Below are 24248 nucleotides of genomic sequence, written 5' to 3' on the forward strand. Positions count from 1 at the left end.
CGGGGAGTTCAGATCCCCGGGGGTCTCTCGTCGTCCTCCCGCGTGAAGACCTGGAGCAGCCAGGAGGCGAAGGTTCCGGTGACCGCGCCGAGCAGGGCCAGGCCGATGGCCATCATGCCCACGGCGATCAGACGGCCGAGCGGGGTGACGGGGGCGACGTCGCCGTAGCCGACGGTCGCGAAGGTCGCGCAGGTCCACCACACGGCGTCGCCGAACGTCCTTATCGTCGCGCCCGGGGCCGCGTGTTCCTCGTGGTAGACGGAGAGGGCGCCGGCGAAGCCCAGCAGGACGGTGGACAGGCCGGCGTAGACGATCACGCGCGCGTGCAGGGCGAGTCGGGGCTGTCCGTGCCGTCGCTGGACGGCCTCGTAGACCCTGACGACCCGCAGTGGTCGCAGCAGGGGCAGGAGCAGGACCAGGGTGTCCAGCCAGTGCGTGCGGACGAAGCGCAGGCGTTGGCGGCTCAGGCGCCAACGGACCGCGTAGTCGACGGCGAAGAGCGCCCAGGCGGCGAACAGCGCGGCGAGGCAGACGTCCTGCCAGGTGTCCGGCAGGCCGTGGGCCAGGATGCGGACCGCGTACGCGGCGAGGAAGACCAGGGACGCCACGGCGAGGGGGACCTCCGTGCGCTGCTCCCAGCGGGCCTTGCGGCTGTCGTCGTCCATCGGCCCAGCTTGGCGCGGGAGGGGTTTCGCGCAACCCCGGCGACACGCCGCGAACGGGCGAAGCCATATGCTTCCCTGCATGACGAGTGAGCCGGAGCAGCAGATCGGAGTGGGCACGCCGGACGCGTTCCAGCGCCTCTGGACGCCCCACCGGATGGCCTACATCCAGGGCGAGAACAAGCCGACCGGCCCGGGTGCCGACGACGGTTGCCCCTTCTGCTCGATTCCGGCGAAATCGGACGAGGACGGGCTGATCGTCAGGCGCGGTGAGCTGGTGTACGGGGTGCTCAATCTGTACCCGTACAACGGCGGCCATCTGATGGTCGTGCCCTACCGTCACGTCGCGGACTACACCGACCTGACGGACGCGGAGACCGTGGAGCTGGCGGCCCTCACCAAGCAGGCGATGACGGCCCTGCGTACCGCCTCCGGCGCCCACGGGTTCAACATCGGCATGAACCAGGGGAGCGTGGCGGGCGCGGGTATCGCCGCCCACCTCCACCAGCACATCGTCCCGCGCTGGGGCGGCGACACGAACTTCATGCCGGTGGTCGGCCACACGAAGGTGCTGCCACAACTCCTCGCGGACACACGGAAGATGCTCGCGGACGCGTGGCCCACGGCGTGAGCCACGCGGCGTCCCAGGTGGCCGCCTACGCGTCGTAGAGGTCTGCTTTCCGGGGTGACGCGTCCTGCACGCCCCCGCTGAGGATCGACGAGCGGTTGCTGAACTTCTCCGTGTCCACGCCGTTCTCGTCGAGGACACGGATCGCGGCGGCGTGGACCACGCGCAGGACCGGTGTCGCGGCGCGGAGCGCGTCGTCCGCCATGAAGCGGTGGCGCCAGGGCTGGTCGGCCCAGGCGTGCCGCAGGCCGAACGGCTCGGGCAGGGATATGGAACCGCCGAGCCAGTTCAGCAGCGGCGGGTACCAGGTGATCGGGGCGCGGACGGCGAGGCGAACGACCTCGTCGGCGGGGACGAGCGGGAGCTTGACCGTGCGGGTCTCCCACGGCTTGAGGGTCTTCTGGACGCTCTTCGACGGAGCCTCGGGCTTGCCGGTGAACAGGGAGTTCACGGGTCCCAGGGCGTGCCCGGTGATCTCGATGCGCAGCGTCTTGTGCAGCACGGTGACCGTGATCATCATCGTGATGACCAACTGCCCTTCCCAGAGCGTCCATTGGACGCCCAGGTAGTGGCGGTCGCCGGCGCCGAACTGCTGCTTGTTGCAGATGTCCTGTATCGCGTGTGTCTTGACCTGGTACGCGTCCACGTCCGTGCCCCCAGGCCGGGACACGGCCTTGGCACCCTCGCCGATCGGCGTGACCACCCAGTGGCGTATGGACGCCTTCGGGAAGCCGCCGGTGTTGATCGTGTTCCGCTCCAGCATGCGCAGGTCGTCGTGGATGTTGCGGATGACGTCCCAGCTGCGGAAGGGGTGGATCTCCCGGGTGGGGTCCCGCGCGATCAGGTCCTCGGCGAGCTGCCAGCTGCCCCAGCGGGTGCCCATGCCGAGGATGCCCTTGGGGCCCGCGTAGAAGATGGAGTTGGACTGCTGTTCGGCGCTGAGCGTGGCCAGGGACTGGCGGAGCTGCTCCGCCTGGGTCTCGCCGGGACTGGTCGGCACCGCCTCGGGGACCTTGGCGCCGACGCTGCTGCCGGACAGCAGGCTGTCCCAGCGCCCGCGCAGATCCTTCGCGGTGTTCTCGCAGACCTGCTTGGCCCACAGCCATCCGACCACGGGGAGGACGACGCACGCGCGTGCGTACCAGGACCAGAAACCCGCGAAGGGCATCTTGATCAGGAAGATCACGGCGACCGCGCCCACCGCGACGAGCAGGGTCGTGGCGATCGCGCCGGCCCTCTTGTTCGTCTGCGTGCGCTTGTCGATCAGGCTGCGCAGCTGGAAGACCAGCAGCCAGACGATCAGCCCGGGCAGGAACAGCAGGCCGCACAGCACCATGATCGTGGACAGCCTGTTGTCCCGCGCGCGGCGGATGTTGTTGGCCGCCAGGGCGTGCTCGACGACGGACTGCGGTTCGGTGCCGAAGGACTGGATGAGCGGCTTGCGTCCGGGGCCGAGCATGCGGGCCACCAAGGCGCCGGAGAACGCCTCACCGAGGTTGGGGCGGAAGATCGTCGCCCACTTGCGGCCCTCGTTGACGGCCGTCTGGTGCCATTCGTTGTCGGCCTTCTTGATGTCGGCCACCGGGTTGTCCCGGTAGGCCGCCGAGGCCAGCGCGAAGGTCGCCGTCTGCCCCTCGTCGCCGGTACGCGGCACCTGTGGTCCGAAGATGTCCGCGTAACCGCTGTCAACGGTCATTCCCGCCCCCGATCGCCGCTGTTCCCGCTCCTGCGGCTTTCCCGACTTCCGTGCTCCGCACACCTGTTGATCAGGTCATCAGCGTATCGGCAGCCACTGACATTCGTCGGCGGACGGCGGAAGCCCCTCCTTTTTTGGCTCGTTCGCCTTCGGAGCGCTCTCAGCCGGTGTCGGGAGCCCGACCGCGCTCAGCCCTGCGGGCCCCCGCGCGCTCGGCCTCTCGACACCGGCGCGCCCCTACGGCTCACTCGCGGCGCCGACACCGAAGTTCCTCGAACTACGGGGCGTCGCCCGCTTCTTCGCGAATCCGTTCGGCGATCTGCGGAGGCATCGGTTCGTGCCGGGCGTAACTGCGGTTGAAGCGTGCGGTGCCGTGCGAGAGGGAGCGGAGGTCCACGGCGTAGCGGCCGATCTCGATCTCCGGTACCTCGGCGCGGATCAGTGTGCGCGCGCCGGTCGTCTGTTCGGTGCCGAGCACCCGGCCGCGCCGTCCGGACAGGTCGCTCATCACGGCGCCCACGTAGTCGTCGCCGACCAGCACGGTCACCTCGGCCACCGGTTCCAGGAGATGGATCTTCGCGTCGACCGCGGCCTCCCGCAGCGCCAGCGCGCCGGCCGTCTGGAACGCGGCGTCCGAGGAGTCCACCGAGTGCGCCTTGCCGTCCAGGAGCGTGATCCGTACGTCGAGAAGGGGATGGCCGGCCGCAACTCCCCTTGCCGCCTGGGCCCTTACGCCCTTCTCCACCGACGGGATGAACTGCCGCGGCACCGCGCCGCCGATCACCTTGTCCACGAACTCGATGCCCGTGCCGCCCGGCAGCGGCTCGACCTCGATCTCGCAGATCGCGAACTGCCCGTGCCCGCCGGACTGTTTGACGTGCCGGCCGCGTCCCTGCGCCTTGGCCGCGAACGTCTCCCGTAGGGAGACCTTGTGCGGCACCAGGTCGACCTGGACGCCGTAGCGGCTGCGCAGCCGCTCCAGGGCGACGTCCGCGTGGGCCTCGCCGAGGCACCACAGGACGACCTGGTGGGTGTCCTGGTTCTGCTCCAGGCGCATGGTCGGGTCCTCGGCGACGAGCCTGCTCAGGCCCTGCGAGAGCTTGTCCTCGTCGGCCTTGCTGTGCGCCTGGATGGCGAGCGGCAGCAACGGGTCGGGCATCTCCCAGGGCTCCATCAGCAGCGGGTCGTCCTTGGCCGAAAGCGTGTCCCCGGTCTCCGCGCGGCCCAGCTTCGCCACGCACGCGAGGTCGCCCGCGATGCAGTGCGTGAGCGCCCGTTGCTGCTTCCCGAAGGGCGCGGACAGGGCGCCGACGCGTTCGTCGACGTCGTGGTCCTCGTGCCCGCGGTCGGCGAGCCCGTGCCCGGAGACGTGGACGGTCGCGTCGGGCCGTAGCGTCCCGGAGAAGACGCGCACCAGGGAGACGCGGCCGACGTACGGGTCGGAGGCGGTCTTCACGACCTCGGCGACCAGCGGCCCGTTCGGGTCGCACGGCTTGAGCTCCCGCGCCCTGCCGTCGACCGTGGTGACCCCGGGCGCCGCGCGCTCCAGCGGGGTCGGGAAGCCGCCTGTGACCAGCTCCAGCAGCTCGACCGTGCCGAGACCCTGCCGGGCGCCCTCGGCGGCGGGAGCGGCCGCCAGGACGGGGAAGAAGACCCCACGCGCCACGGCCCGCTCCAGGTCGCCGATCAGCGTCGTGACGTCGATCTCCTCGCCGCCGAGATAGCGGTCCATGAGGGTCTCGTCCTCGCTCTCCGCGATGATCCCCTCGATGAGCCGGTTGCGGGCCTCCTCGATCCGCGGCAACTGGTCGGGCCCGGGCTCCGACTCCTTGCGCTCGCCGGACGCGTAGTCGAACACCTTCTGCGACAGCAGCCCGACCAGACCGGACACGGGCGCGTGCCCGTCCGGCCCCGGCGCGCCGTGCAGCGGCAGATACAGGGGGAGCACGGCGTCGGGGTCGTCCGCGCCGAAGACCGCCGCGCAGGTGCGGGTCATCGCCTCGAAGTCCGCGCGCGCGGACTCCAGATGCGTGATGACGATGGCGCGCGGCATGCCGACCGCCGCGCACTCCTCCCACACCATGCGGGTCGAGCCCTCCACCCCGTCGGAGGCCGAGACGACGAAGAGGGCCGCGTCCGCCGCTCGCAGACCGGCCCTCAACTCGCCGACGAAATCGGCGTACCCGGGGGTGTCGAGAAGATTGACCTTGTACCCGTCCCAGTCGACGGGCACCAGGGAGAGCTGCACCGAGCGCTGCTGCCGGTGCTCGATCTCGTCGTAGTCGGAGACGGTGCCGCCGTCCTCCACGCGGCCCGCCCGGTTCACCGCCCCCGCGGTCAGCGCGAGGGCCTCCACCAGAGTCGTCTTGCCCGATCCGGAGTGGCCGACCAGCACCACATTCCGTACGGACGCGGGGTGGTCGGCCGCTGTAGCCCTGCCGGCGGCTCCGGGGTGTGCGTTCGCCTTGTCGCCCATGGCCTTGCCTCCCGTACACGGTGAGGTCACTGTGGGCGCGGACACACGCAGCCGCGTGCGGTGGCGGCTCCGATGACGCCCGCGGTGGTTCGAGCTTTCCACTCCGGTCACGGTGCGTCCATACACGGGACGCGATCCGGCCCTGACACCGATGGCATCGCGTCGTGCTGCAGCCATTCAGAACATGGGCACGCGGGTGCCCGGCCGTCGCCCACGCGCGCGCGTGGCTACGATGGGCCAGCCGGTGGCCAGCAGGGGCCGCGCGGCGACACCGACCCTCGGGAAGGCCATGCTGAACAAGTACGCGCGTGCATTCTTCACGCGTGTCCTCACGCCGTTCGCCGCGTTTCTGATCCGCCGGGGCGTCAGCCCCGACACGGTCACCCTCCTCGGCACCGCCGGAGTGGTCGCGGGCGCGCTGGTCTTCTATCCCATGGGCGAGTTCTTCTGGGGCACGGTCGTGATCACGCTGTTCGTGTTCTCGGACCTCGTCGACGGCAACATGGCCCGCCAGCTGGGCCGCTCCAGCCGCTGGGGCGCCTTCCTGGACTCCACGCTCGACCGGGTGGCCGACAGCGCGGTCTTCGGCGGCCTGGCCCTCTGGTACGCGGGCGGCGGCGACAACATCGCCCTGTGCGCCGTCTCGATCTTCTGCCTGGCCAGCGGCCAGGTGGTGTCGTACACCAAGGCGCGCGGCGAGTCGATCGGCCTGCCCGTCGCCGTCAACGGCCTGGTCGAGCGGGCCGAGCGGCTCGTGATCTCACTCGTGGCGTGCGGCCTCGCCGGTCTGCACAAGTTCGGCGTCCCGGGCATCCAGTGGCTGCTGCCCATCGCCCTGTGGATCGTCGCCGTCGGCAGCCTGGTCACGCTGATCCAGCGCGTCGTCACGGTCCGCCGGGAGGCCGCCGAGGCCGACGCCACGGCGGCCCAGGAGGCCCCGGAGCAGCACAGCAGCGGAGCGACTCCGTGAGCGGTGCCCAGGAGCGGCTGACGGACGCGCTCTACGGCCTCGGCTGGAGCGCCGTCAAGAAGCTCCCCGAGCCGGCCGCCGTCCGGCTCGGCCGCACCGTCGCCGACCTCGCCTGGAAGCGGCGAGGCAAGGGCGTACGGCGACTGGAGAGCAACTACGCGCGCGTGGTGCCCGACGCGAGCCCCGAGCGGCTCGCCGAGCTCTCGCGCGCGGGCATGCGGTCGTACCTGCGCTACTGGATGGAGTCCTTCCGGCTCCCCGCCTGGAGTGCCGAGCGCGTGAAGGGGGGCTTCGACCCCAAGGACGTCCACCACCTCACCGACGGCATCGCCTCCGACCGCGGTGTCATCCTCGCGCTGCCCCACATGGCCAACTGGGACCTCGCCGGCGCCTGGGTCACCACCAAGCTGGAGACCCCGTTCACCACGGTGGCCGAACGCCTCAAGCCGGAGACGCTCTACGACCGCTTCGTCGCCTACCGCGAGGGCCTCGGCATGGAGGTCCTCCCGCACAGCGGCGGCACCGCCTTCGGCACCCTGGCCCGCCGTCTGCGCGACGGCGGCCTGGTCTGCCTGGTCGCCGAACGCGACCTGTCCGCCTCAGGCGTCGAGGTCAAGTTCTTCGGCGAGCCCACCCGTATGCCCGCGGGCCCGGCCCTCCTGGCCCAGCAGACCGGCGCACTCCTGCTCCCCGTGACCCTCTGGTACGACGACTCACCGGTCATGAAGGGCCGGGTCCACCCGCCGGTCGAGGTACCCGAGTCAGGTGACCGGGCCGAGAAGACGTCTGTCATCACACAGGCGCTGGCAGACGCTTTCGCCACCGGCATCGCCGACCACCCGGAGGACTGGCACATGCTGCAGCGCTTGTGGCTCGCGGATCTCGACCCCACGAAGGGGCCCGCGTGAGGATCGGCATCGTCTGCCCCTACTCCTGGGACGTCCCGGGCGGCGTCCAGTTCCACATCAGAGACCTCGCCGAGTACTTCATCCGGCTCGGCCACGAGGTCTCCGTCCTGGCCCCGGCCGACGACGACACCCCGCTGCCGCCGTACGTCGTCTCGGCCGGCCGCGCGGTCCCGGTGCCGTACAACGGCTCGGTGGCCCGCCTGAACTTCGGCTTCCTGTCCGCCGCCCGGGTCCGACGCTGGCTGCACGACGGCGAGTTCGACGTCATCCACATCCACGAACCGACCTCGCCGTCCCTCGGCCTGCTCGCCTGCTGGGCGGCGCAGGGCCCGATCGTCGCCACCTTCCACACCTCGAACCCGCGCTCCCGCGCGATGATCGCCGCGTACGCCATCCTTCAGGCGGCCCTGGAGAAGATCAGCGCGCGCATCGCCGTGAGCGAGTACGCCCGCCGCACGCTCGTCGAACACCTCGGCGGCGACGCGGTCGTCATCCCGAACGGCGTCGACGTCGACTTCTTCGCCCGCGCCGAACCCAAGTCGGAGTGGCAGGGCGAGACCATCGGCTTCATAGGGCGCATCGACGAGCCCCGCAAGGGCCTCCCGGTGCTGATGAACGCCCTCCCGAAGATCCTCGCCGAGCGCCCGAAAGCCCGGCTCCTGGTGGCCGGCCGCGGCGACGAGGAGGAGGCCGTCGAATCGCTCCCCAAGGAACTGCGTTCACGCGTCGAGTTCCTCGGCATGATCAGCGACGACGACAAGGCCCGCTTCCTGCGCAGCATCGACCTCTACGTAGCCCCCAACACCGGCGGCGAGAGCTTCGGCATCATCCTCGTGGAGGCCATGTCGGCGGGCGCCCCGGTCCTCGCCTCCGACCTCCCCGCCTTCGCCCAGGTCCTCGACCAGGGCGTCGCCGGCGAACTGTTCCCCAACGAGGACGCGGACGCCCTCGCCGACGCGGCCGTACGACTCCTGGGCGACCCCGTACGCCTGGCGGAGCTGCGACGGAGCGGAAGCGCCCACGTACGCCGCTTCGACTGGTCGACGGTCGGCGCGGACATCCTGTCGGTCTACGAAACGGTGACCGCAGGTGCCGCAGCGGTCGCCACCGACGAACGCACCGGCCTCCGGGCGAGGTTCGGCTTGGCGCGGGACTGAGGAGCGGCAACTTCTTGATACGGGCTGGTACATCCAGCCCGTCCGGCGTTTGAGGACGAGGCCGTCCAGGCCGAAGCGGGGGCGTGGGGGCGGCAGCCCCCACAACGCCCACACCAACCCCCCGCACGAATCCCGGTCAACCCGAGTGGAACGGCCCCGTAGGCTTGCCGCCCGTGACCGCAACCCTGATCTGGATCCTCGTCGCCGTCGTCGCGATCGGCCTGTACCTGAGCTGGACCGCGGGACGGCTCGACCGGCTGCACGCCCGGATCGACGCGGCCCGCGCGGCACTCGACGCCCAACTGCTGCGCCGCGCCTCGGTGACCCAGGAACTGGCCACCTCCGGCGTCCTCGACCCGGCCGCCTCGATCGTCCTCTACGAGGCCGCGCACGCCGCCCGGCAGGCCGAGGAGGAGCAACGGGAGGTCGCCGAGAGCGAGTTGAGCCAGGCCCTGCGCGCCGTCTTCGCGGAGGCTCCGCAGGTCGAGGGCGTCCGCGAGGCACCCGGGGGAGAGGCGGCGGCCCGCGAACTCACCGAGGCGGTACGGCGGGTGCCCATGGCCCGGCGCTTCCACAACGACGCGGTACGCGCCGCCCGCGCCCTGCGCCGGCACCGCAAGGTCCGCTGGTTCCGGCTGGCCGGACACGCGCCCTTCCCGATGGCCTTCGAGATGGACGACGAGCCACCGGCAGCGCTGGTGGACCGGGCCGCGTAGAGAACAGCCGCAGAACCCAGCCGCAGAACCGGGCCGTAGGACATGGCCCCAGGACACGACCGTGGGGCACAGCCGTAGGTACAGCGGTTCGAAAACGATCCACCGCCTACCCATTGGCCCTTGCTGTGGCCTGCATCTCTGACGTTTCCTCGGTACTGCAGCAACCCTCTTTCACCGAGTGAGGTCACCCCGTGTCCAGCACCCCCAGCTCCGCCCAGACTCCCGAGACCGGCACCGCGCGCGTGAAGCGCGGCATGGCCGAGCAGCTCAAGGGCGGTGTGATCATGGACGTGGTCAACGCCGAGCAGGCGAAGATCGCCGAGGACGCCGGTGCCGTGGCCGTCATGGCCCTGGAGCGGGTCCCCGCCGACATCCGCAAGGACGGCGGCGTGGCCCGGATGTCCGACCCGACGATGATCGAGGAGATCATCGAGGCGGTCTCCATCCCGGTCATGGCCAAGTCCCGCATCGGCCACTTCGTCGAGGCCCAGGTCCTGCAGTCCCTCGGCGTCGACTACATCGACGAGTCCGAGGTCCTCACCCCGGCCGACGAGGTCAACCACTCCGACAAGTGGGCCTTCACGACCCCCTTCGTCTGCGGTGCCACCAACCTGGGCGAGGCCCTGCGCCGCATCGCCGAGGGCGCCGCGATGATCCGCTCCAAGGGCGAGGCCGGCACCGGCAACGTCGTCGAGGCGGTCCGCCACCTGCGCCAGATCAAGAACGAGATCGCCAAGCTGCGCGGCTTCGACAACAACGAGCTGTACGCCGCCGCCAAGGAGCTGCGCGCCCCGTACGAGATCGTGCGCGAGGTCGCCGAGCTGGGCAAGCTCCCGGTCGTGCTGTTCTCCGCCGGTGGCGTCGCCACCCCCGCCGACGCCGCGCTGATGCGCCAGCTCGGCGCCGAGGGCGTCTTCGTCGGCTCCGGCATCTTCAAGTCCGGCGACCCGGCCAAGCGCGCAGCCGCCATCGTGAAGGCGACCACCTTCTACGACGACCCGAAGATCATCGCGGACGCGTCCCGCAACCTCGGCGAGGCCATGGTCGGCATCAACTGCGACACGCTCCCCGAGTCCGAGCGCTACGCCAACCGCGGCTGGTAACCACCCATGGCGGATGTTTCTTCAGCCCCTGTCATCGGCGTCCTGGCCCTCCAGGGCGACGTACGGGAGCACCTGATCGCCCTGGCCGCGGCCGACGCCGTGGCCAGGCAGGTCAGGCGCCCCGAGGAACTCGCCGAGGTGGACGGTCTCGTCATCCCCGGGGGTGAGTCGACCACCATCTCCAAGCTGGCCGTCCTCTTCGGAGTGATGGATCCGCTGCGCGCACGCGTGCGTGCCGGTATGCCCGTCTACGGCACCTGCGCCGGCCTGATCATGCTCGCCGACAAGATCCTCGACCCGCGCTCGGGCCAGGAGACGATCGGCGGCATCGACATGATCGTGCGCCGCAACGCCTTCGGACGTCAGAACGAGTCCTTCGAAGCGGCTGTCGACGTCCGGGGCATCGAGGGCGATCCTGTGGAGGGCGTCTTCATCCGCGCCCCCTGGGTCGAGTCCGTCGGTGCCGAGACCGAGGTCCTCGCCGAACACGAGGGCCACATCGTCGCGGTCCGCCAGGGCAACGCGCTCGCCACGTCGTTCCACCCGGAACTGACCGGCGACCACCGCGTGCACTCCCTGTTCGTCGACATGGTGCGCGCGAACCTGGCTCCGGGGTCCTAGTAGGATCTCTGGGGTTCGTAAAGAGTTGGGTTACGCGAAGGAGACAGGCAGATGTCCGGCCACTCTAAATGGGCTACGACGAAGCACAAGAAGGCCGTGATCGATGCCAAGCGCGGCAAGCTCTTCGCGAAGATGATCAAGAACATCGAGGTCGCGGCCCGGACCGGCGGCGCCGACGTGTCCGGCAACCCGACGCTGTTCGACGCCATCCAGAAGGCCAAGAAGAGCTCGGTCCCGAACAAGAACATCGACTCCGCGGTCAAGCGCGGCGCCGGTCTCGAAGCCGGTGGCGCCGACTACGAGACGATCATGTACGAGGGTTACGGCCCGAACGGTGTCGCGGTGCTCATCGAGTGCCTCACCGACAACCGCAACCGCGCCGCCTCGGACGTGCGCGTCGCCATGACCCGCAACGGCGGGAACATGGCCGACCCCGGCTCCGTCTCGTACCTGTTCCACCGCAAGGGTGTCGTGATCGTCCCCAAGGGCGAGCTGGGCGAGGACGACGTCCTCGGTGCCGTGCTCGACGCGGGCGCCGAGGAGGTCAACGACCTCGGTGAGTCCTTCGAGGTCATCTCCGAGGCCACCGACCTGGTCGCGGTCCGCACCGCGCTCCAGGACGCCGGCATCGACTACGACTCCGCCGACGCCAACTTCGTCCCGACCATGCAGGTCGAGCTCGACGAGGACGGCGCCCGCAAGATCTTCAAGCTGATCGACGCGCTGGAGGACAGCGACGACGTGCAGAACGTCTTCGCCAACTTCGACGTCAACGACGAGGTCATGGAGAAGGTCGACGCGTAGCGCTGCCGCGAGCTGAAGTCGAACAAGCGGTTCAACGGGCCGACGGGACACACCCCGTCGGCCCGTCGCTTTGTCAGTGACACCCGATAGCCTGCACAAACTGGGGGTCCCCCGGTGAAGCTGGGGGAGATCGAACGAGGGGGGTTGGGAGTGCGGGTACTGGGTGTCGACCCCGGACTGACCCGATGCGGTGTCGGAGTGGTCGAGGGCGTCGCGGGCCGGCCGCTCACGATGATCGGCGTCGGTGTCGTACGGACCCCGGCGGACGCCGAGTTGGGGCTGCGCCTCGTCGCCATCGAGCAGGGCATCGAGGCGTGGCTGGACGAACACCGGCCCGAATTCGTTGCCGTGGAGCGGGTGTTCAGCCAGCACAACGTGCGCACGGTGATGGGCACCGCCCAGGCCAGCGCCGTGGCGATGCTCTGTGCCGCCCGCCGCGGCATCCCCGTCGCCCTGCACACTCCCAGCGAGGTCAAGGCCGCCGTCACCGGCAACGGCCGCGCCGACAAGGCCCAGGTCGGCGCCATGGTCACCCGGCTCCTCCGGCTCGACGCGCCCCCGAAGCCCGCCGACGCGGCCGACGCCCTCGCCCTCGCCATCTGTCACATCTGGCGCGGCCCCGCGACCAACCGCCTCCAACAGGCCGTCGCCCAGAACCGGTTGCAACAGGCGGTCGCCCAACACGCGGCCGGCGCACGCAAAGCACCGCAAGCCCCGCAAGCACCGAAGACCCCGCACGCATCGAAAGGCCGTACCGCATGATCGCCTTCGTCAGTGGCACGGTCGCCGCACTCGCCCCCGACGCCGCCGTCGTCGAGGTCGGCGGTGTCGGCATGGCCATCCAGTGCACGCCGAACACGCTGTCCACGCTCCGCCTCGGCAAGCCGGCCAAGCTCGCCACCTCCCTCGTCGTCCGCGAGGACTCGCTCACCCTGTACGGCTTCGTGGACGACGACGAACGCCAGATCTTCGAGCTGCTCCAGACCGCGACCGGTGTCGGCCCCCGGCTCGCACAGGCGATGCTCGCCGTGCACACCCCGGACGCGCTGCGCCGGGCGGTGGCCGCCGGGGACGAGAAGGCGCTCATGGCGGTCCCGGGCATCGGCAAGAAGGGCGCCCAGAAGCTGCTGTTGGAGTTCAAGGACCGGCTCGGCGCCCCGGTGGGGTCCGCCCCGGCGATCGGCGCCCCGGTCACCAGCGGCTGGCGCGATCAGCTGCACGCCGCCCTCATCGGCCTCGGGTACGCCACCCGTGAGGCCGACGAGGCCGTGGCCGCCGTAGCACCGCAGGCCGAGGCCGCCGAGGGCACGCCGCAGGTGGGGCAGTTGCTGAAGGCGGCCCTGCAGACCCTGAACCGCGCCCGCTAGGAGAACCGTCAGTGAACTGGGACGACACGACCGACGAGACCGCCGCCGAGCGGCTGGTGGGCTCGGTCGCGGACCGCGAGGACCAGGCCGTCGAGGCCGCCCTGCGCCCCAAGGACCTGGGCGAGTTCATCGGCCAGGAGAAGGTCCGCGAGCAGCTCGACCTGGTGCTGCGCGCCGCACGCGCGCGTGGCGCCACCGCCGACCACGTGCTGCTCTCCGGCGCCCCCGGCCTCGGGAAGACCACCCTGTCGATGATCATCGCGGCCGAGATGGAGGCCCCGATCCGCATCACCAGCGGCCCCGCCATCCAGCACGCCGGCGACCTCGCCGCGATCCTCTCCTCCCTCCAGGAGGGCGAGGTCCTCTTCCTCGACGAGATCCACCGCATGTCCCGGCCCGCCGAAGAGATGCTCTACATGGCGATGGAGGACTTCCGCGTCGACGTCATCGTCGGCAAGGGCCCCGGCGCCACCGCGATCCCGCTCGAACTGCCGCCGTTCACCCTGGTCGGCGCCACCACGCGCGCGGGACTGCTGCCACCCCCGCTGCGCGACCGCTTCGGCTTCACCGCGCACATGGAGTTCTACGAGCCCACCGAGCTGGAGCGCGTCATCCACCGCTCGGCGAACCTCCTCGACGTGGAGATCGACCCCGCCGGTGCCGCCGAGATCGCCGGCCGCTCCCGCGGCACCCCCCGCATCGCCAACCGGCTGCTGCGCCGCGTCCGGGACTACGCCCAGGTCAAGGCCGACGGATTCATCACCCAGGACATCGCCGGAGCCGCCCTCAAGGTCTACGAGGTCGACGACCGCGGCCTCGACCGGCTCGACCGCGGTGTCCTCGAAGCCCTGCTCAAGCTCTTCGGCGGCGGACCGGTCGGCCTCTCCACCCTCGCCGTCGCCGTGGGGGAGGAGCGCGAGACCGTCGAAGAGGTCGCCGAACCCTTCCTCGTACGCGAGGGACTGCTCGCCCGCACCCCGCGCGGACGCGTCGCCACCCCGGCCGCGTGGGCGCATCTCGGCCTCACCCCGCCCCGCGCGTCAACCGGGGGAAACGGACAAGGGGACCTGTTCGGGGCGTGACAGCGGGGGCACTGGCCGGGTCAGGAACCCCGGTGCCATGCTGAGCGTTGTTCCATCAGCGTGGACTCGCTTAGACTCCGCCGATGCCGCCTTTGTGGGCGGCGCCGACCACCCCCATCCACCAGGCCGCTCACCGCCGCGGTCGTGCGAAGGAAATTCCGTCCCGTGAATATCGTGACCCTCCTCCCGTTCATCGTGCTCATCGGGGCCATGTTCCTGATGACCCGCTCCGCCAAGCGCAAGCAGCAGGCGGCCGCGTCGATGCGTAGTGACATGCAGCCCGGCACCGGCGTCCGCACGATCGGGGGCGTGTACGCGACGGTCAAGGAAGTCAACGAGGAGACGGTTCTCCTCGACGCCGGCCCGGGCATCGAACTTCTCTTCGCGAAGAACGCGATCGGCGCCGTCCTCACCGACGACGAGTACAACCGCATCGTCCACGGCATCGAGCACGACCTGAAGGACGACGCCGACATCGTCCCGGACGACGCCTCCTCCCTCACCGACACCGACGAGCCCGCCGCCGACTCTTCCGACGACAAGCCCATCGACCTCGGCAAGAAGGACGCGGCCGACGAGCCGGCCGACGCCACCGAGGAGCCGGCGAAGCCCGCCGAGGCGAAGACGGAAGAAGAGCCGAAGAAGACCGACGGCGACACCGACGCGAAGTAGTAACGTCCCGGGAGCGCGGCGCGACCCGCTCGCGCCCCGCGCACCCGGTACGTGCGTCGCTCGCACGGGATCCCGACACCATGTCATGGCCGTAGCCGCGCTGACCCGGCGTGGAGCGGCCCGAGAGGGAGTACGAGAAGGTGGCAGCACCTAAGAGGGGCCGCAGCGCGAGCGCCCAGAGCAAGCCGTGGCGCTCGCTGGCCCTCATCCTGATCGCCATCGTGGCGCTCACCGGTGGCATGTTCGCATCCGGGCACAACACTCCGCGTCTCGGCATCGACCTGGCCGGCGGCACGAGCATCACGCTGCGGGCGGTGGCCCAGCCCGGCGAGGCATCGTCGATCAACAAGACCAACATGGACACCGCGGTCGACATCATGAACCGCCGTGTCAATGGTCTTGGTGTCTCGGAGGCCGAGGTCCAGACCCAGGGCTCCAGGAACATCATCGTCAACATCCCCAAGGGCACGAACTCGGAGGAGGCGCGGCAGCAGGTCGGTACGACCGCCAAGCTGTACTTCCGCCCGGTCCTGGCCACCGAGGCCTCCACGGGCGCCGCGACGGCGAGCCCGTCACCGAGCGGGTCCGGCAGCGCCTCCAGCAGCCCGTCGAGCACGCCCAGCTCCAAGGCGAGCGCTTCCTCGTCGAAGACCGGCTCCGCGACCCCGACGGCCACCGCCACCTCTCAGGGCCGTGCCGCCAGCGACGCGCTGAAGGCCGACTCCACCTCGTCCGCGAGCCCCAGCGCCTCGGCCAGCGCCACCCCGTCGGCGGACAGCAGCGCCGCCGCCAGCGCGGCTGCCGCCAAGCTGGAGGCCCAGTACACCGCGCTCGACTGCTCCAAGAAGTCGGTCCAGAACACCGCCGGCAAGACCGCCAAGGCCGGCGACGCGACCGTGGCCTGCGGTCAGGTCTCGGGCGTCTGGTACAAGTACGTGCTCGGCCCCGCCGCCGTGGACGGTACCGACGTCAAGAAGGCCGCGGCCGTCCTGAACACGACGACCGCCGCCGGCTGGCAGGTCACCATGGACTTCACCGGCAAGGGCGGCGACAAGTTCGCCAAGGTCACCGGTGAACTGGCGAAGAACACCGCCCCGCAGAACGAGTTCGGCATCGTCCTCGACGGCCAGGTCGTCTCCAGCCCGTCCGTCAGCTCGTCGATCACCGGCGGCAGCGCGGAGATCTCCGGCAGCTTCACCCAGGAAGAGGCCCAGAGCCTCGCCAACATGCTGTCGTACGGCGCCCTGCCGCTGACCTTCAAGGAGGACAGCGTCACCACGGTGACCGCGGCCCTCGGCGGTGAGCAGCTGCACGCCGGTCTGATCGCGGGCGCGATCGGCCTCGCGCTGGTCGTCATCTACCTGCTGATCTTCTACCGCGGTCTGTCGGTCATCGCGATCCCCTCGCTGCTGGTCTCCGCGATCCTCACCTACGTGATCATGGCGCTGCTCGGCCCGGGCATCGGCTTCGCGCTGAACCTGCCGGCCGTCTGCGGCGCGATCGTCGCGATCGGTATCACCGCGGACTCGTTCATCGTGTTCTTCGAACGCATCCGGGACGAGATCCGCGAGGGCCGCTCGCTGCGTCCGTCCGTCGAGCGGGCCTGGCCCCGTGCCCGGCGCACCATCCTGGTCTCCGACTTCGTGTCGTTCCTCGCCGCCGCGGTGCTGTTCATCGTCACCGTCGGCAAGGTCCAGGGCTTCGCGTTCACGCTCGGTCTGACCACCGTGCTCGACGTGGTCGTCGTCTTCTTCTTCACCAAGCCGTTGATGACCATCCTCGCCCGCAGGAAGTTCTTCGCCGACGGCCACAAGTGGTCCGGCATCGACCCGAAGGCGCTGGGCGCCAAGCCGCCGCTGCGCCGCACCCGCCGCCCCTCCGCCCCCGTCGACCCGAAGGAGGCGTGAGATGTCGAAGCTCGGCAACCTCGGCGCCCGACTGCACCGTGGCGAGGTCGGGTACGACTTCGTCGGCAATCGCAAGATCTGGTACGGCATCTCGATCCTGATCACCATCACGGCCATCCTCGGCCTGACGGTGCGCGGCCTGAACATGGGCATCGAGTTCCAGGGCGGCGCCGCCTTCACCACGCCGAAGCACATGAGTGCCTCGGTGACCCAGGCCGAGAAGTACGCCGAGGACGCCTCGGGCCACGACGCGGTCGTCCAGAAGCTCGGCGACGGCAGTCTGCGCATCCAGATCGCGGGCATCGACACCGACAAGTCCGACAGCATCAAGACGAAGCTGGCGAAGGACCTCGACGTCAGCTCCGAGAACATCGCCGCGGACCTGGTCGGTCCCAGCTGGGGTGACCAGGTCGCCAACAAGGCCTGGGAGGGCCTGGCGATCTTCATGGTGCTGGTCGTGATCTATCTGGCGATCGCCTTCGAGTGGCGCATGGCCCTGGCCGCGCTCGTCGCCCTGATCCACGACATCACCATCACCATCGGGATCTACGCCCTCGTCGGCTTCGAGGTCACGCCCGGCACGGTGATCGGTCTGCTGACCATCCTCGGTTACTCGCTCTACGACACGGTCGTCGTCTTCGACAGCCTCAAGGAGCAGACCAAGGACATCACCAAGCAGACCCGGTGGACCTACAGCGACATCGCCAACCGGTCGATCAACGGCACCCTGGTGCGTTCCATCAACACCACGGTCGTCGCGCTGCTGCCGGTCGGGGCCCTGCTGTTCATCGGTGGCGGCTTCCTCGGCGCGGGTGTGCTCAACGACATCTCGCTGTCGCTGTTCGTCGGCCTCGCGGCCGGTGCGTACTCCTCGATCTTCATCGCCACGCCGCTCGTCGCCGACCTCAAGGAGGCCGAGCCGCAGATGAAGGCGCTCAAGAAGCGCGTTCTCGCCAAGCGCGCCCAGGCCGCCGCGCAGGGCGAGCCGGTGGAGTCCCAGGTCACCGACCACGCGGACGACGACTACGACGACGACCCCGAGGACGCGGCAGCCGTCGTCGGCCCGCGCACCCAGCCGGCGTCCCGCAACCGCGGCCGTGGGCGTCCCTCGGGGAAGCGTCGATGACCGACATCCAGGAGTTGCTGCTCAGCCGTATCCGCGATGTGGCGGACTACCCGGAGCCGGGGGTGATGTTCAAGGACATCACCCCGCTCCTGGCGGACCCGGCGGCGTTCACGGCGCTCACGGACGCGCTCGCCGAGATCGTCGTGAGCACCGGTGCGACGAAGGTCGTGGGCCTGGAGGCCCGCGGCTTCATCCTCGGCGCCCCGGTGGCCGTCCGCGCGGGCGTCGGCTTCATCCCCGTGCGCAAGGCGGGCAAGCTCCCCGGAGCGACCCTCAGCCAGGCGTACGACCTGGAGTACGGCTCCGCCGAGATCGAGGTGCACGCCGAGGACCTGAGCGCCGGTGACCGCGTCCTGGTCGTCGACGACGTCCTGGCCACCGGCGGCACCGCCGAGGCGTCCCTCCAGCTGATCCGCAGGGCGGGCGCCGAGATCGCGGGCGTCGCCGTCCTCATGGAGCTGGGCTTCCTCGGCGGCCGGGCAAGGCTGGAGCCGACCCTCCAAGGCGCTCCCCTGGAGGCACTGCTCAAGCTGTGAGCAGGTCAGCAGATGTTCACGACGAACGGCCGTCCCGGTCTCACCGGGACGGCCGTTCCCGTAGTGGCGGCCGAGTGGGAACGCTCGCACGGCGACGGCCGTACGGAACGCGATCGCACCTCAGACCCGGGCAGGCGGCCACAGCGCATCGCGGACCTTGTGGCGCCGGCTCTTCCGGTGCCGCCGGTACCGGCGCGTGGGTACCGGAGCGCGGCGCTGCTGGCGGCCAGTCCCTGCCCCGTCACCCGCAGCACATCCTCAGATCGCCCTGGGGGGACCGGGTGGCCTGCCCGCGCAGCGCAGCCCTTGTCGCGCCGGTCCTCCCCGTGCGCCGGTACCGCAGCCCGCGTCGGCGCCCGGACACCGGCACGGGAGTCCGCCCGGAGTGCGGAGCTGTCGGCGGCCGGCCCCAGCTCCGTCACCCGCAGCGCATCCTCAGATCGCCCTGGAGGGACCGGGCGGTCCGATGGCGCAGCGCAGACGTTGCCGCGCCGGTCCTCCTCGTGCTCCGGTACCGCAGCCCGCGTCGGCGCCCGGACGCCGGCACGGGGGTCTGCCCGGAGTGCGGAGCTGTCGGCGGCCGGTCCCTGCTCCGTTACCCGCAGCGCATCCTCAGATCGCCCTGGGGGGACCGGGCGGTCCGACGGCGCAGCGCAGACGTTGCCGCGCCGGTCCTCCCCGTGCTCCGGTACCGCAGCCCAAGCTAGCGCCCGGACGCCGGCACAGGAGCCCGCCCGGAGCGCGGCGCTGTCCCCGCCAGTCCCCGCTCCGTCACCCGCAGGACACCCTCTGATCGCCCCGGAGCCGTCCGGCGGAATCCTGGGGCAGCCCCTCGCGTTTCATCCGTAGACGGCCCTCACAGCGGCCTGAAGGCGAGTCCGGAGCCCGGGATCGCTACCATGGGCACTCCGGAGCCTGATCTGGGGACCCGGATCGCGCACGAGGAGTCCTCTTGGCAGACGAGGCCCAGCCCCTGACCGCCGCCAAGCCCGAGCCCACCCCGGGCCCCGCGGCGGAACCCGCCACGAGCGCGAGCACCGCACCGGCCGAACCGCGCCCGGCGGCGGAGCACGACCGGTCGGCGCCCGCCGACAAGGCGGCCGAGCCCGCGCGCCCGAAGCCTGCTCAGGCCGAGGTCCCGGCGGCCACCCCTCCCGCGCCCCGTCCCACGGCAGGCCAGCCCGCACGCACCGGCGGGGGCTCCTCCAACCGCGTCCGCGCCCGCCTGGCCCGCCTCGGCGTCCAGCGCTCCAACCCGTACAACCCGGTCCTGGAGCCCCTGCTGCGGATAGTGCGCAGCAACGACCCGAAGATCGAGACGGCCACCCTCCGCCAGGTCGAGAGCGCCTACCAGGTCGCCGAGCGCTGGCACCGCGGCCAGAAGCGCAAGAGCGGCGACCCGTACATCACGCACCCGCTGGCCGTGACGACGATCCTCGCCGAACTCGGCATGGACCCGGCCACGTTGATGGCCGGCCTGCTGCACGACACCGTCGAGGACACCGAGTACGGCCTCGACCAGCTCCGCCGCGACTTCGGCGACTCCGTCGCCCTCCTCGTCGACGGCGTCACCAAGCTCGACAAGGTCAAGTTCGGCGAGGCCGCGCAGGCCGAGACCGTGCGCAAGATGGTCGTCGCGATGGCCAAGGACCCGCGCGTCCTGGTCATCAAGCTCGCCGACCGCCTGCACAACATGCGCACCATGCGCTACCTCAAGCGCGAGAAGCAGGAGAAGAAGGCGCGCGAGACCCTGGAGATCTACGCGCCGCTCGCCCACCGCCTGGGCATGAACACCATCAAGTGGGAACTGGAGGACCTCGCCTTCGCGATCCTCTACCCCAAGATGTACGACGAGATCGTCCGGCTGGTGGCCGAGCGGGCACCGAAGCGTGACGAGTACCTGGCCATAGTGACCGACGAGGTCCAGACCGACCTGCGCGCCGCCCGCATCAAGGCGACCGTCACCGGCCGCCCGAAGCACTACTACAGCGTGTACCAGAAGATGATCGTCCGCGGCCGCGACTTCGCGGAGATCTACGACCTGGTGGGCATCCGCGTCCTCGTGGACACCGTCCGCGACTGCTACGCCGCCCTCGGCACCGTGCACGCGCGATGGAACCCGGTCCCCGGCCGGTTCAAGGACTACATCGCGATGCCCAAGTTCAACATGTACCAGTCGCTGCACACCACCGTAATCGGCCCCAACGGCAAGCCCGTCGAGCTCCAGATCCGCACGTTCGACATGCACCGCCGCGCGGAGTACGGCATCGCCGCGCACTGGAAGTACAAGCAGGAGGCCGTCGCCGGCACCTCCAAGGTGCGCGCGGAGACGCCCCGGACCACGGGCAAGGACGACCACCTCAACGACATGGCGTGGCTGCGCCAGTTGCTCGACTGGCAGAAGGAGACCGAGGACCCGGGCGAGTTCCTGGAGTCCCTGCGCTTCGACCTGTCCCGCAACGAGGTCTTCGTCTTCACGCCGAAGGGCGACGTGATAGCGCTGCCGGCGGGCGCCACCCCGGTGGACTTCTCGTACGCGGTGCACACCGAGGTCGGCCACCGGACCATAGGAGCACGGGTCAACGGGCGGCTCGTACCGCTCGAATCCACCCTGGACAACGGCGACTTGGTGGAGGTCTTCACCTCCAAGGCACCCGGCGCGGGCCCCTCCCGAGACTGGCTCGGCTTCGTGAAGTCGCCGCGCGCCCGCAACAAGATCAGAGCCTGGTTCTCCAAGGAGCGCCGTGACGAGGCGATCGAGCAGGGCAAGGACGCCATCGCCCGCGCGATGCGCAAACAGAACCTGCCGATCCAGCGCATCCTCACCGGCGACTCCCTCGTCACGCTCGCGCACGAGATGCGCTACCCGGACATCTCCTCGCTGTACGCGGCGATCGGCGAGGGCCATGTCGCCGCGCAGAACGTCGTACAGAAGCTGGTGCAGGCGCTCGGCGGCGAGGAGGCGGCCACCGAGGAGATCGACGAGAGCGTGCCGCCGGCGCACGGCCGGGGGCGCAAGCGCCGGTCGAACGCCGACCCGGGTGTCGTCGTCAAGGGCGTCGACGACGTGTGGGTCAAACTGGCCCGCTGTTGTACGCCCGTCCCCGGCGACCCCATCATCGGCTTCGTCACGCGGGGCAGCGGTGTGTCGGTTCACCGCAGCGACTGCGTCAACGTGGAGTCACTGTCCCGCGAGCCCGAGCGCATCCTGGAAGTCGAGTGGGCGCCCACCCAGTCCTCGGTCTTCCTGGTCGCCATCCAGGTAGAGGCCCTGGACCGCTCCCGGCTCCTCTCGGACGTCACCCGCGTCCTGTCCGACCAGCACGTCAACATCCTCTCCGCGGCCGTCCAGACCTCCCGCGACCGCGTCGCCACCTCCCGCTTCACCTTCGAGATGGGCGACCCCAAGCACCTGGGCCACGTCCTGAAGGCCGTCAGGGGCGTCGAGGGGGTCTACGACGTCTACCGCGTGACGTCGGCGCGCAACAAGACGTAGGGCATACGCGGAAGGGGCTCCCGTACGGTGCGTACGGGAGCCCCTTATGCATGCGTGCCCAGCGGTCAGCCGCCGAACTCCTGCAAGCCCTTCAGCGCCTGCTCCAGCAGGGCCTGGCGGCCCTCCAGCTCGCGCTGGAGCTTGTCGGCGCGGGAGGTGTTGCCCTGGGCGCGGGCCTGCTCGATCTGGCCCGTGAGCTTGTCCACGGCGGCCTGGAGCTGACCGGTCAGACCCTCGGCACGCGCGCGTGCCTCCGGGTTCGTCCGGCGCCACTCGGTCTCCTCGGACTCCTGGAGGGCCCGCTCGATCGTGTGCATCCGGCCCTCGACCTTCGGGCGGGAGTCACGCGGCACATGGCCGATGGCCTCCCAGCGCTCGTTGATCGAGCGGAAGGCCGCGCGGGCCGCCTTCAGATCGGTGACCGGCAGGAGCTTCTCGGCCTCCTCGGCCAGCTCCTCCTTGAGCTTCAGGTTCTCCGTCTGCTCGGCGTCCCGCTCGGCGAAGACCGAGCCGCGGGCGGCGAAGAAGACGTCCTGGGCGCCGCGGAAGCGGTTCCACAGATCGTCCTCGTGCTCGCGCTGGGCGCGGCCCGCAGCCTTCCAGTCGGCCATCAGCTCGCGGTAGCGCGCCGCCGTGGGACCCCAGTCCGTCGAGGCCGACAGACCCTCGGCCTCGGCGACCAGCTTCTCCTTGGTCTTGCGGGCGTCCTCGCGCTGCGCGTCCAGCGACGCGAAGTGCGCCTTGCGCCGCTTGGAGAAGGCCGACCGGGCGTGCGAGAAGCGGTGCCACAGCTCGTCGTCCGACTTGCGGTCCAGGCGCGGCAGACCTTTCCAGGTGTCCACCAGCGCGCGCAGCCGCTCACCGGCGGCCCGCCACTGGTCGGACTGCGCCAGCTCCTCCGCCTCGACGACCAGCGCCTCCTTGGAGTGCCGGGCCTCGTCGGACTGCTTGGCGCGCTGCTGCTTGCGCTCCTCGCGGCGCGCCTCGACGGTCTCCACCAGCTTGTCCAGCCGGACGCCCAGCGCCGCCAGGTCGCCCACCGCGTGGTGGGCGACGACCTGCTCACGGAGATGGTCGACGGCCGCCTGCGCGTCCTTCGCCGACAGGTCGGTGGTCTTCACGCGCTTTTCGAGGAGGCCGATCTCGACAACCAGGCCTTCGTACTTGCGCTCGAAGTAGGCCAGCGCCTCCTCGGGGGAGCCGGCCTGCCAGGAACCGACGACCTGCTCGCCGTCGGCCGTACGCACGTACACGGTCCCCGTCTCGTCGACGCGTCCCCACGGGTCGCTGCTCACAGCGCCTCCTCCACATGATGCCTGCACAGGGCCTCTGTGCCCCCGGGCATCGTCCACAGTTTCGTCACGGCCAACATAGGCGACCGGCGGGTTGCCTGTCCGCATCCCGCGCGACCGAAATTTCGCTGTTGACGGTCAGGATTTCGTGACGGTCGCCTTGTTGATCACGACCGTCGCGTTCGGTGCTCCGTCGCCCGCGCCCGTGCTCTCACCCGCGGCCGCGATCTTGTTCAGGACCTTCATCCCGGAGGCCGAGATGGTACCGAACGGGGTGTAACTGGCCGGGAGCTGGCTGTCCTTGTAGACGAGGAAGAACTGGCTGCCGCCGGTGTGCTTCTGACCGGTGTTCGCCATCGCCACCGTGCCCGCCGGGTACGTCCCGCCCTTGAGGATGGTGTCCTTCAGGTTCTCGTCCGGGATCGTGTAACCGGGGCCGCCGCTGCCCGCGCCCGTCGGGTCGCCGCACTGCAGCACGTAGATGCCGCTGGTGGTGAGCCGGTGGCACTTCGTGTGGTCGAAGAAGCCCTTGCCGGCGAGGAAGTCGAACGAGTTCACGGTGTGCGGCGCGGCCGACGTCTTCAGCGCGATGTCGATGTCACCGCAGGTCGTCGCCAACTTCATCGTGTACTTCGCCGACTTGTCGATCGTGACCGCCGGCTCCTTCTTCCAGGTCTCCGTCTTGATCTTGCCCGCCGCCGGCTTCGCGCACGGGTCCGGCGCCTTCTTCGTCGCCGAGGCGCTGGGCGTGGGCGTCACGTCCGCACTCGCGTTGGACTTGTCGTCGTCGTTCTTCAGGACGCCGGTCGTGTAGAGCGCGACACTGCCGATCACGATCACGCCGAGCACCGACGCGATCACCGAGTTGCGCATGCGCGCCTTGCGTCGAGCGGACGTACGCCGCTGCTGCTGCCGCAAGAACTTCTCCCGCGCGAGCTGCCGCTTCCGCTGTTCCTGGGTGACCACCGGATTCTCTCCTCATGCGTCTCGTACGTCGACTGGGACGCGTGCGTCTTGTGAGCCGACCGC

General features: G+C 70.4%; 21 protein-coding genes. 16 read left to right on the top strand and 5 right to left on the bottom strand.

Features of this window, described 5'->3' with window-relative positions; genetic code table 11:
* Positions 1-8: 8 nt before the first annotated feature.
* Positions 9-665, bottom strand: coding sequence for a potassium channel family protein (locus OG226_RS39320; RefSeq protein ID WP_328684484.1), 657 nt, complete (start codon positions 663-665; stop codon positions 9-11).
* Positions 666-732: 67 nt separating this feature from the next.
* Here OG226_RS39320 and OG226_RS39325 point away from each other — a divergent pair, with 67 nt between their 5' ends.
* The gene (locus OG226_RS39325; RefSeq protein WP_033282250.1) at positions 733-1293 is read left to right on the top strand and encodes an HIT family protein; all 561 of its coding nucleotides are present in this window, start codon (positions 733-735) and stop codon (positions 1291-1293) included.
* 25 nt (positions 1294-1318) lie between these two features.
* Here the strand turns inward: OG226_RS39325 and OG226_RS39330 are convergent, their stop codons facing one another.
* Together OG226_RS39330 and OG226_RS39335 are read right to left on the bottom strand one after the other, a co-directional pair.
* A complete protein-coding gene (locus OG226_RS39330) occupies positions 1319-2986 on the bottom strand; it encodes a hypothetical protein (protein WP_329351605.1) in 1668 nt (555 codons plus the stop codon).
* Positions 2987-3263: 277 nt separating this feature from the next.
* Complete coding sequence (locus OG226_RS39335; RefSeq protein ID WP_329351606.1) at positions 3264-5462, bottom strand: elongation factor G-like protein EF-G2; 2199 nt, start codon at positions 5460-5462, stop codon at positions 3264-3266.
* A gap of 232 nt (positions 5463-5694) precedes the next feature.
* Here OG226_RS39335 and pgsA point away from each other — a divergent pair, with 232 nt between their 5' ends.
* The 15 genes from pgsA (at position 5695) to OG226_RS39410 (ending at position 21927) form a co-directional block, all read left to right on the top strand.
* The gene (gene pgsA, locus OG226_RS39340) at positions 5695-6432 is read left to right on the top strand and encodes a phosphatidylinositol phosphate synthase (protein WP_266878583.1); all 738 of its coding nucleotides are present in this window, start codon (positions 5695-5697) and stop codon (positions 6430-6432) included.
* Entirely contained in the window at positions 6429-7340 is a 912-nt protein-coding gene (locus OG226_RS39345) for a phosphatidylinositol mannoside acyltransferase (protein ID WP_329351608.1), read from the top strand. Before pgsA ends, OG226_RS39345 begins: the two co-directional genes overlap by 4 nt.
* Positions 7337-8497 carry a glycosyltransferase family 4 protein gene (locus tag OG226_RS39350; RefSeq protein ID WP_328684488.1) on the top strand — a complete coding sequence of 387 codons (1161 nt, stop codon included), beginning with the start codon at positions 7337-7339 and terminating at the stop codon, positions 8495-8497. Before OG226_RS39345 ends, OG226_RS39350 begins: the two co-directional genes overlap by 4 nt.
* 173 nt (positions 8498-8670) lie before the next feature.
* Entirely contained in the window at positions 8671-9213 is a 543-nt protein-coding gene (locus tag OG226_RS39355; protein ID WP_328684489.1) for a hypothetical protein, read from the top strand.
* A gap of 191 nt (positions 9214-9404) precedes the next feature.
* Entirely contained in the window at positions 9405-10316 is a 912-nt protein-coding gene (gene pdxS, locus OG226_RS39360; protein WP_328684490.1) for a pyridoxal 5'-phosphate synthase lyase subunit PdxS, read from the top strand.
* Between the two features lie 6 nt (positions 10317-10322).
* Positions 10323-10937 (top strand): pyridoxal 5'-phosphate synthase glutaminase subunit PdxT, encoded by a 615-nt coding sequence (gene pdxT / locus OG226_RS39365; protein ID WP_328684491.1) that lies wholly within the window; start codon positions 10323-10325, stop codon positions 10935-10937.
* A 51-nt stretch (positions 10938-10988) separates the two neighbouring features.
* Positions 10989-11741, top strand: a complete 753-nt coding sequence (locus OG226_RS39370; protein ID WP_329351610.1) for a YebC/PmpR family DNA-binding transcriptional regulator — start codon at positions 10989-10991, stop codon at positions 11739-11741.
* A gap of 150 nt (positions 11742-11891) precedes the next feature.
* The gene (ruvC, locus tag OG226_RS39375; RefSeq protein ID WP_328684493.1) at positions 11892-12503 is read left to right on the top strand and encodes a crossover junction endodeoxyribonuclease RuvC; all 612 of its coding nucleotides are present in this window, start codon (positions 11892-11894) and stop codon (positions 12501-12503) included.
* Positions 12500-13108: a Holliday junction branch migration protein RuvA gene (ruvA, locus tag OG226_RS39380; protein ID WP_328684494.1), complete on the top strand. Its 609-nt coding sequence runs from the start codon at positions 12500-12502 to the stop codon at positions 13106-13108. Before ruvC ends, ruvA begins: the two co-directional genes overlap by 4 nt.
* Before the next feature lie 11 nt (positions 13109-13119).
* Complete coding sequence (gene ruvB / locus OG226_RS39385; protein ID WP_329351611.1) at positions 13120-14190, top strand: Holliday junction branch migration DNA helicase RuvB; 1071 nt, start codon at positions 13120-13122, stop codon at positions 14188-14190.
* A gap of 165 nt (positions 14191-14355) precedes the next feature.
* On the top strand, positions 14356-14862 hold the full coding sequence (gene yajC, locus OG226_RS39390) for a preprotein translocase subunit YajC (protein WP_328684496.1): 507 nt from the start codon (positions 14356-14358) through the stop codon (positions 14860-14862).
* 140 nt (positions 14863-15002) lie between these two features.
* On the top strand, positions 15003-16769 hold the full coding sequence (gene secD / locus OG226_RS39395; RefSeq protein ID WP_329351613.1) for a protein translocase subunit SecD: 1767 nt from the start codon (positions 15003-15005) through the stop codon (positions 16767-16769).
* Between the two features lies 1 nt (position 16770).
* Positions 16771-17895 carry a protein translocase subunit SecF gene (gene secF, locus OG226_RS39400; RefSeq protein WP_328684498.1) on the top strand — a complete coding sequence of 375 codons (1125 nt, stop codon included), beginning with the start codon at positions 16771-16773 and terminating at the stop codon, positions 17893-17895.
* Positions 17892-18431 carry an adenine phosphoribosyltransferase gene (locus OG226_RS39405; protein WP_328684499.1) on the top strand — a complete coding sequence of 180 codons (540 nt, stop codon included), beginning with the start codon at positions 17892-17894 and terminating at the stop codon, positions 18429-18431. Before secF ends, OG226_RS39405 begins: the two co-directional genes overlap by 4 nt.
* A 952-nt stretch (positions 18432-19383) precedes the next feature.
* A complete protein-coding gene (locus tag OG226_RS39410; protein WP_328684500.1) occupies positions 19384-21927 on the top strand; it encodes a RelA/SpoT family protein in 2544 nt (847 codons plus the stop codon).
* Between the two features lie 65 nt (positions 21928-21992).
* Here OG226_RS39410 and OG226_RS39415 read toward each other — a convergent pair whose 3' ends face one another.
* Together OG226_RS39415 and OG226_RS39420 are read right to left on the bottom strand one after the other, a co-directional pair.
* The gene (locus OG226_RS39415) at positions 21993-23222 is read right to left on the bottom strand and encodes a DUF349 domain-containing protein (protein ID WP_328684501.1); all 1230 of its coding nucleotides are present in this window, start codon (positions 23220-23222) and stop codon (positions 21993-21995) included.
* 135 nt (positions 23223-23357) lie between these two features.
* Positions 23358-24185, bottom strand: coding sequence for a peptidylprolyl isomerase (locus OG226_RS39420; protein ID WP_328684502.1), 828 nt, complete (start codon positions 24183-24185; stop codon positions 23358-23360).
* Positions 24186-24248: the final 63 nt, after the last annotated feature.

The sequence above is a fragment of the Streptomyces sp. NBC_01261 genome (assembly GCF_036226385.1).
In the GTDB taxonomy this organism is placed as follows: Bacteria; Actinomycetota; Actinomycetes; order Streptomycetales; family Streptomycetaceae; genus Streptomyces.

Excerpts from the sequence above, each read along its gene's own strand:
- OG226_RS39325 (WP_033282250.1), top strand. The coding sequence starts at position 733 with ATGCTTCCCTGCATGACGAGTGAGCCGGAGCAGCAGATCGGAGTGGGC.
- OG226_RS39335 (WP_329351606.1), bottom strand. The coding sequence starts at position 5,462 with ATGGGCGACAAGGCGAACGCACACCCCGGAGCCGCCGGCAGGGCTACA.
- OG226_RS39320 (WP_328684484.1), bottom strand. The coding sequence starts at position 665 with ATGGACGACGACAGCCGCAAGGCCCGCTGGGAGCAGCGCACGGAGGTC.
- OG226_RS39330 (WP_329351605.1), bottom strand. The coding sequence starts at position 2,986 with ATGACCGTTGACAGCGGTTACGCGGACATCTTCGGACCACAGGTGCCG.
- secF (WP_328684498.1), top strand. The coding sequence starts at position 16,771 with ATGTCGAAGCTCGGCAACCTCGGCGCCCGACTGCACCGTGGCGAGGTC.
- ruvA (WP_328684494.1), top strand. The coding sequence starts at position 12,500 with ATGATCGCCTTCGTCAGTGGCACGGTCGCCGCACTCGCCCCCGACGCC.
- OG226_RS39405 (WP_328684499.1), top strand. The coding sequence starts at position 17,892 with ATGACCGACATCCAGGAGTTGCTGCTCAGCCGTATCCGCGATGTGGCG.
- pdxT (WP_328684491.1), top strand. The coding sequence starts at position 10,323 with ATGGCGGATGTTTCTTCAGCCCCTGTCATCGGCGTCCTGGCCCTCCAG.
- OG226_RS39370 (WP_329351610.1), top strand. The coding sequence starts at position 10,989 with ATGTCCGGCCACTCTAAATGGGCTACGACGAAGCACAAGAAGGCCGTG.
- pgsA (WP_266878583.1), top strand. The coding sequence starts at position 5,695 with ATGGGCCAGCCGGTGGCCAGCAGGGGCCGCGCGGCGACACCGACCCTC.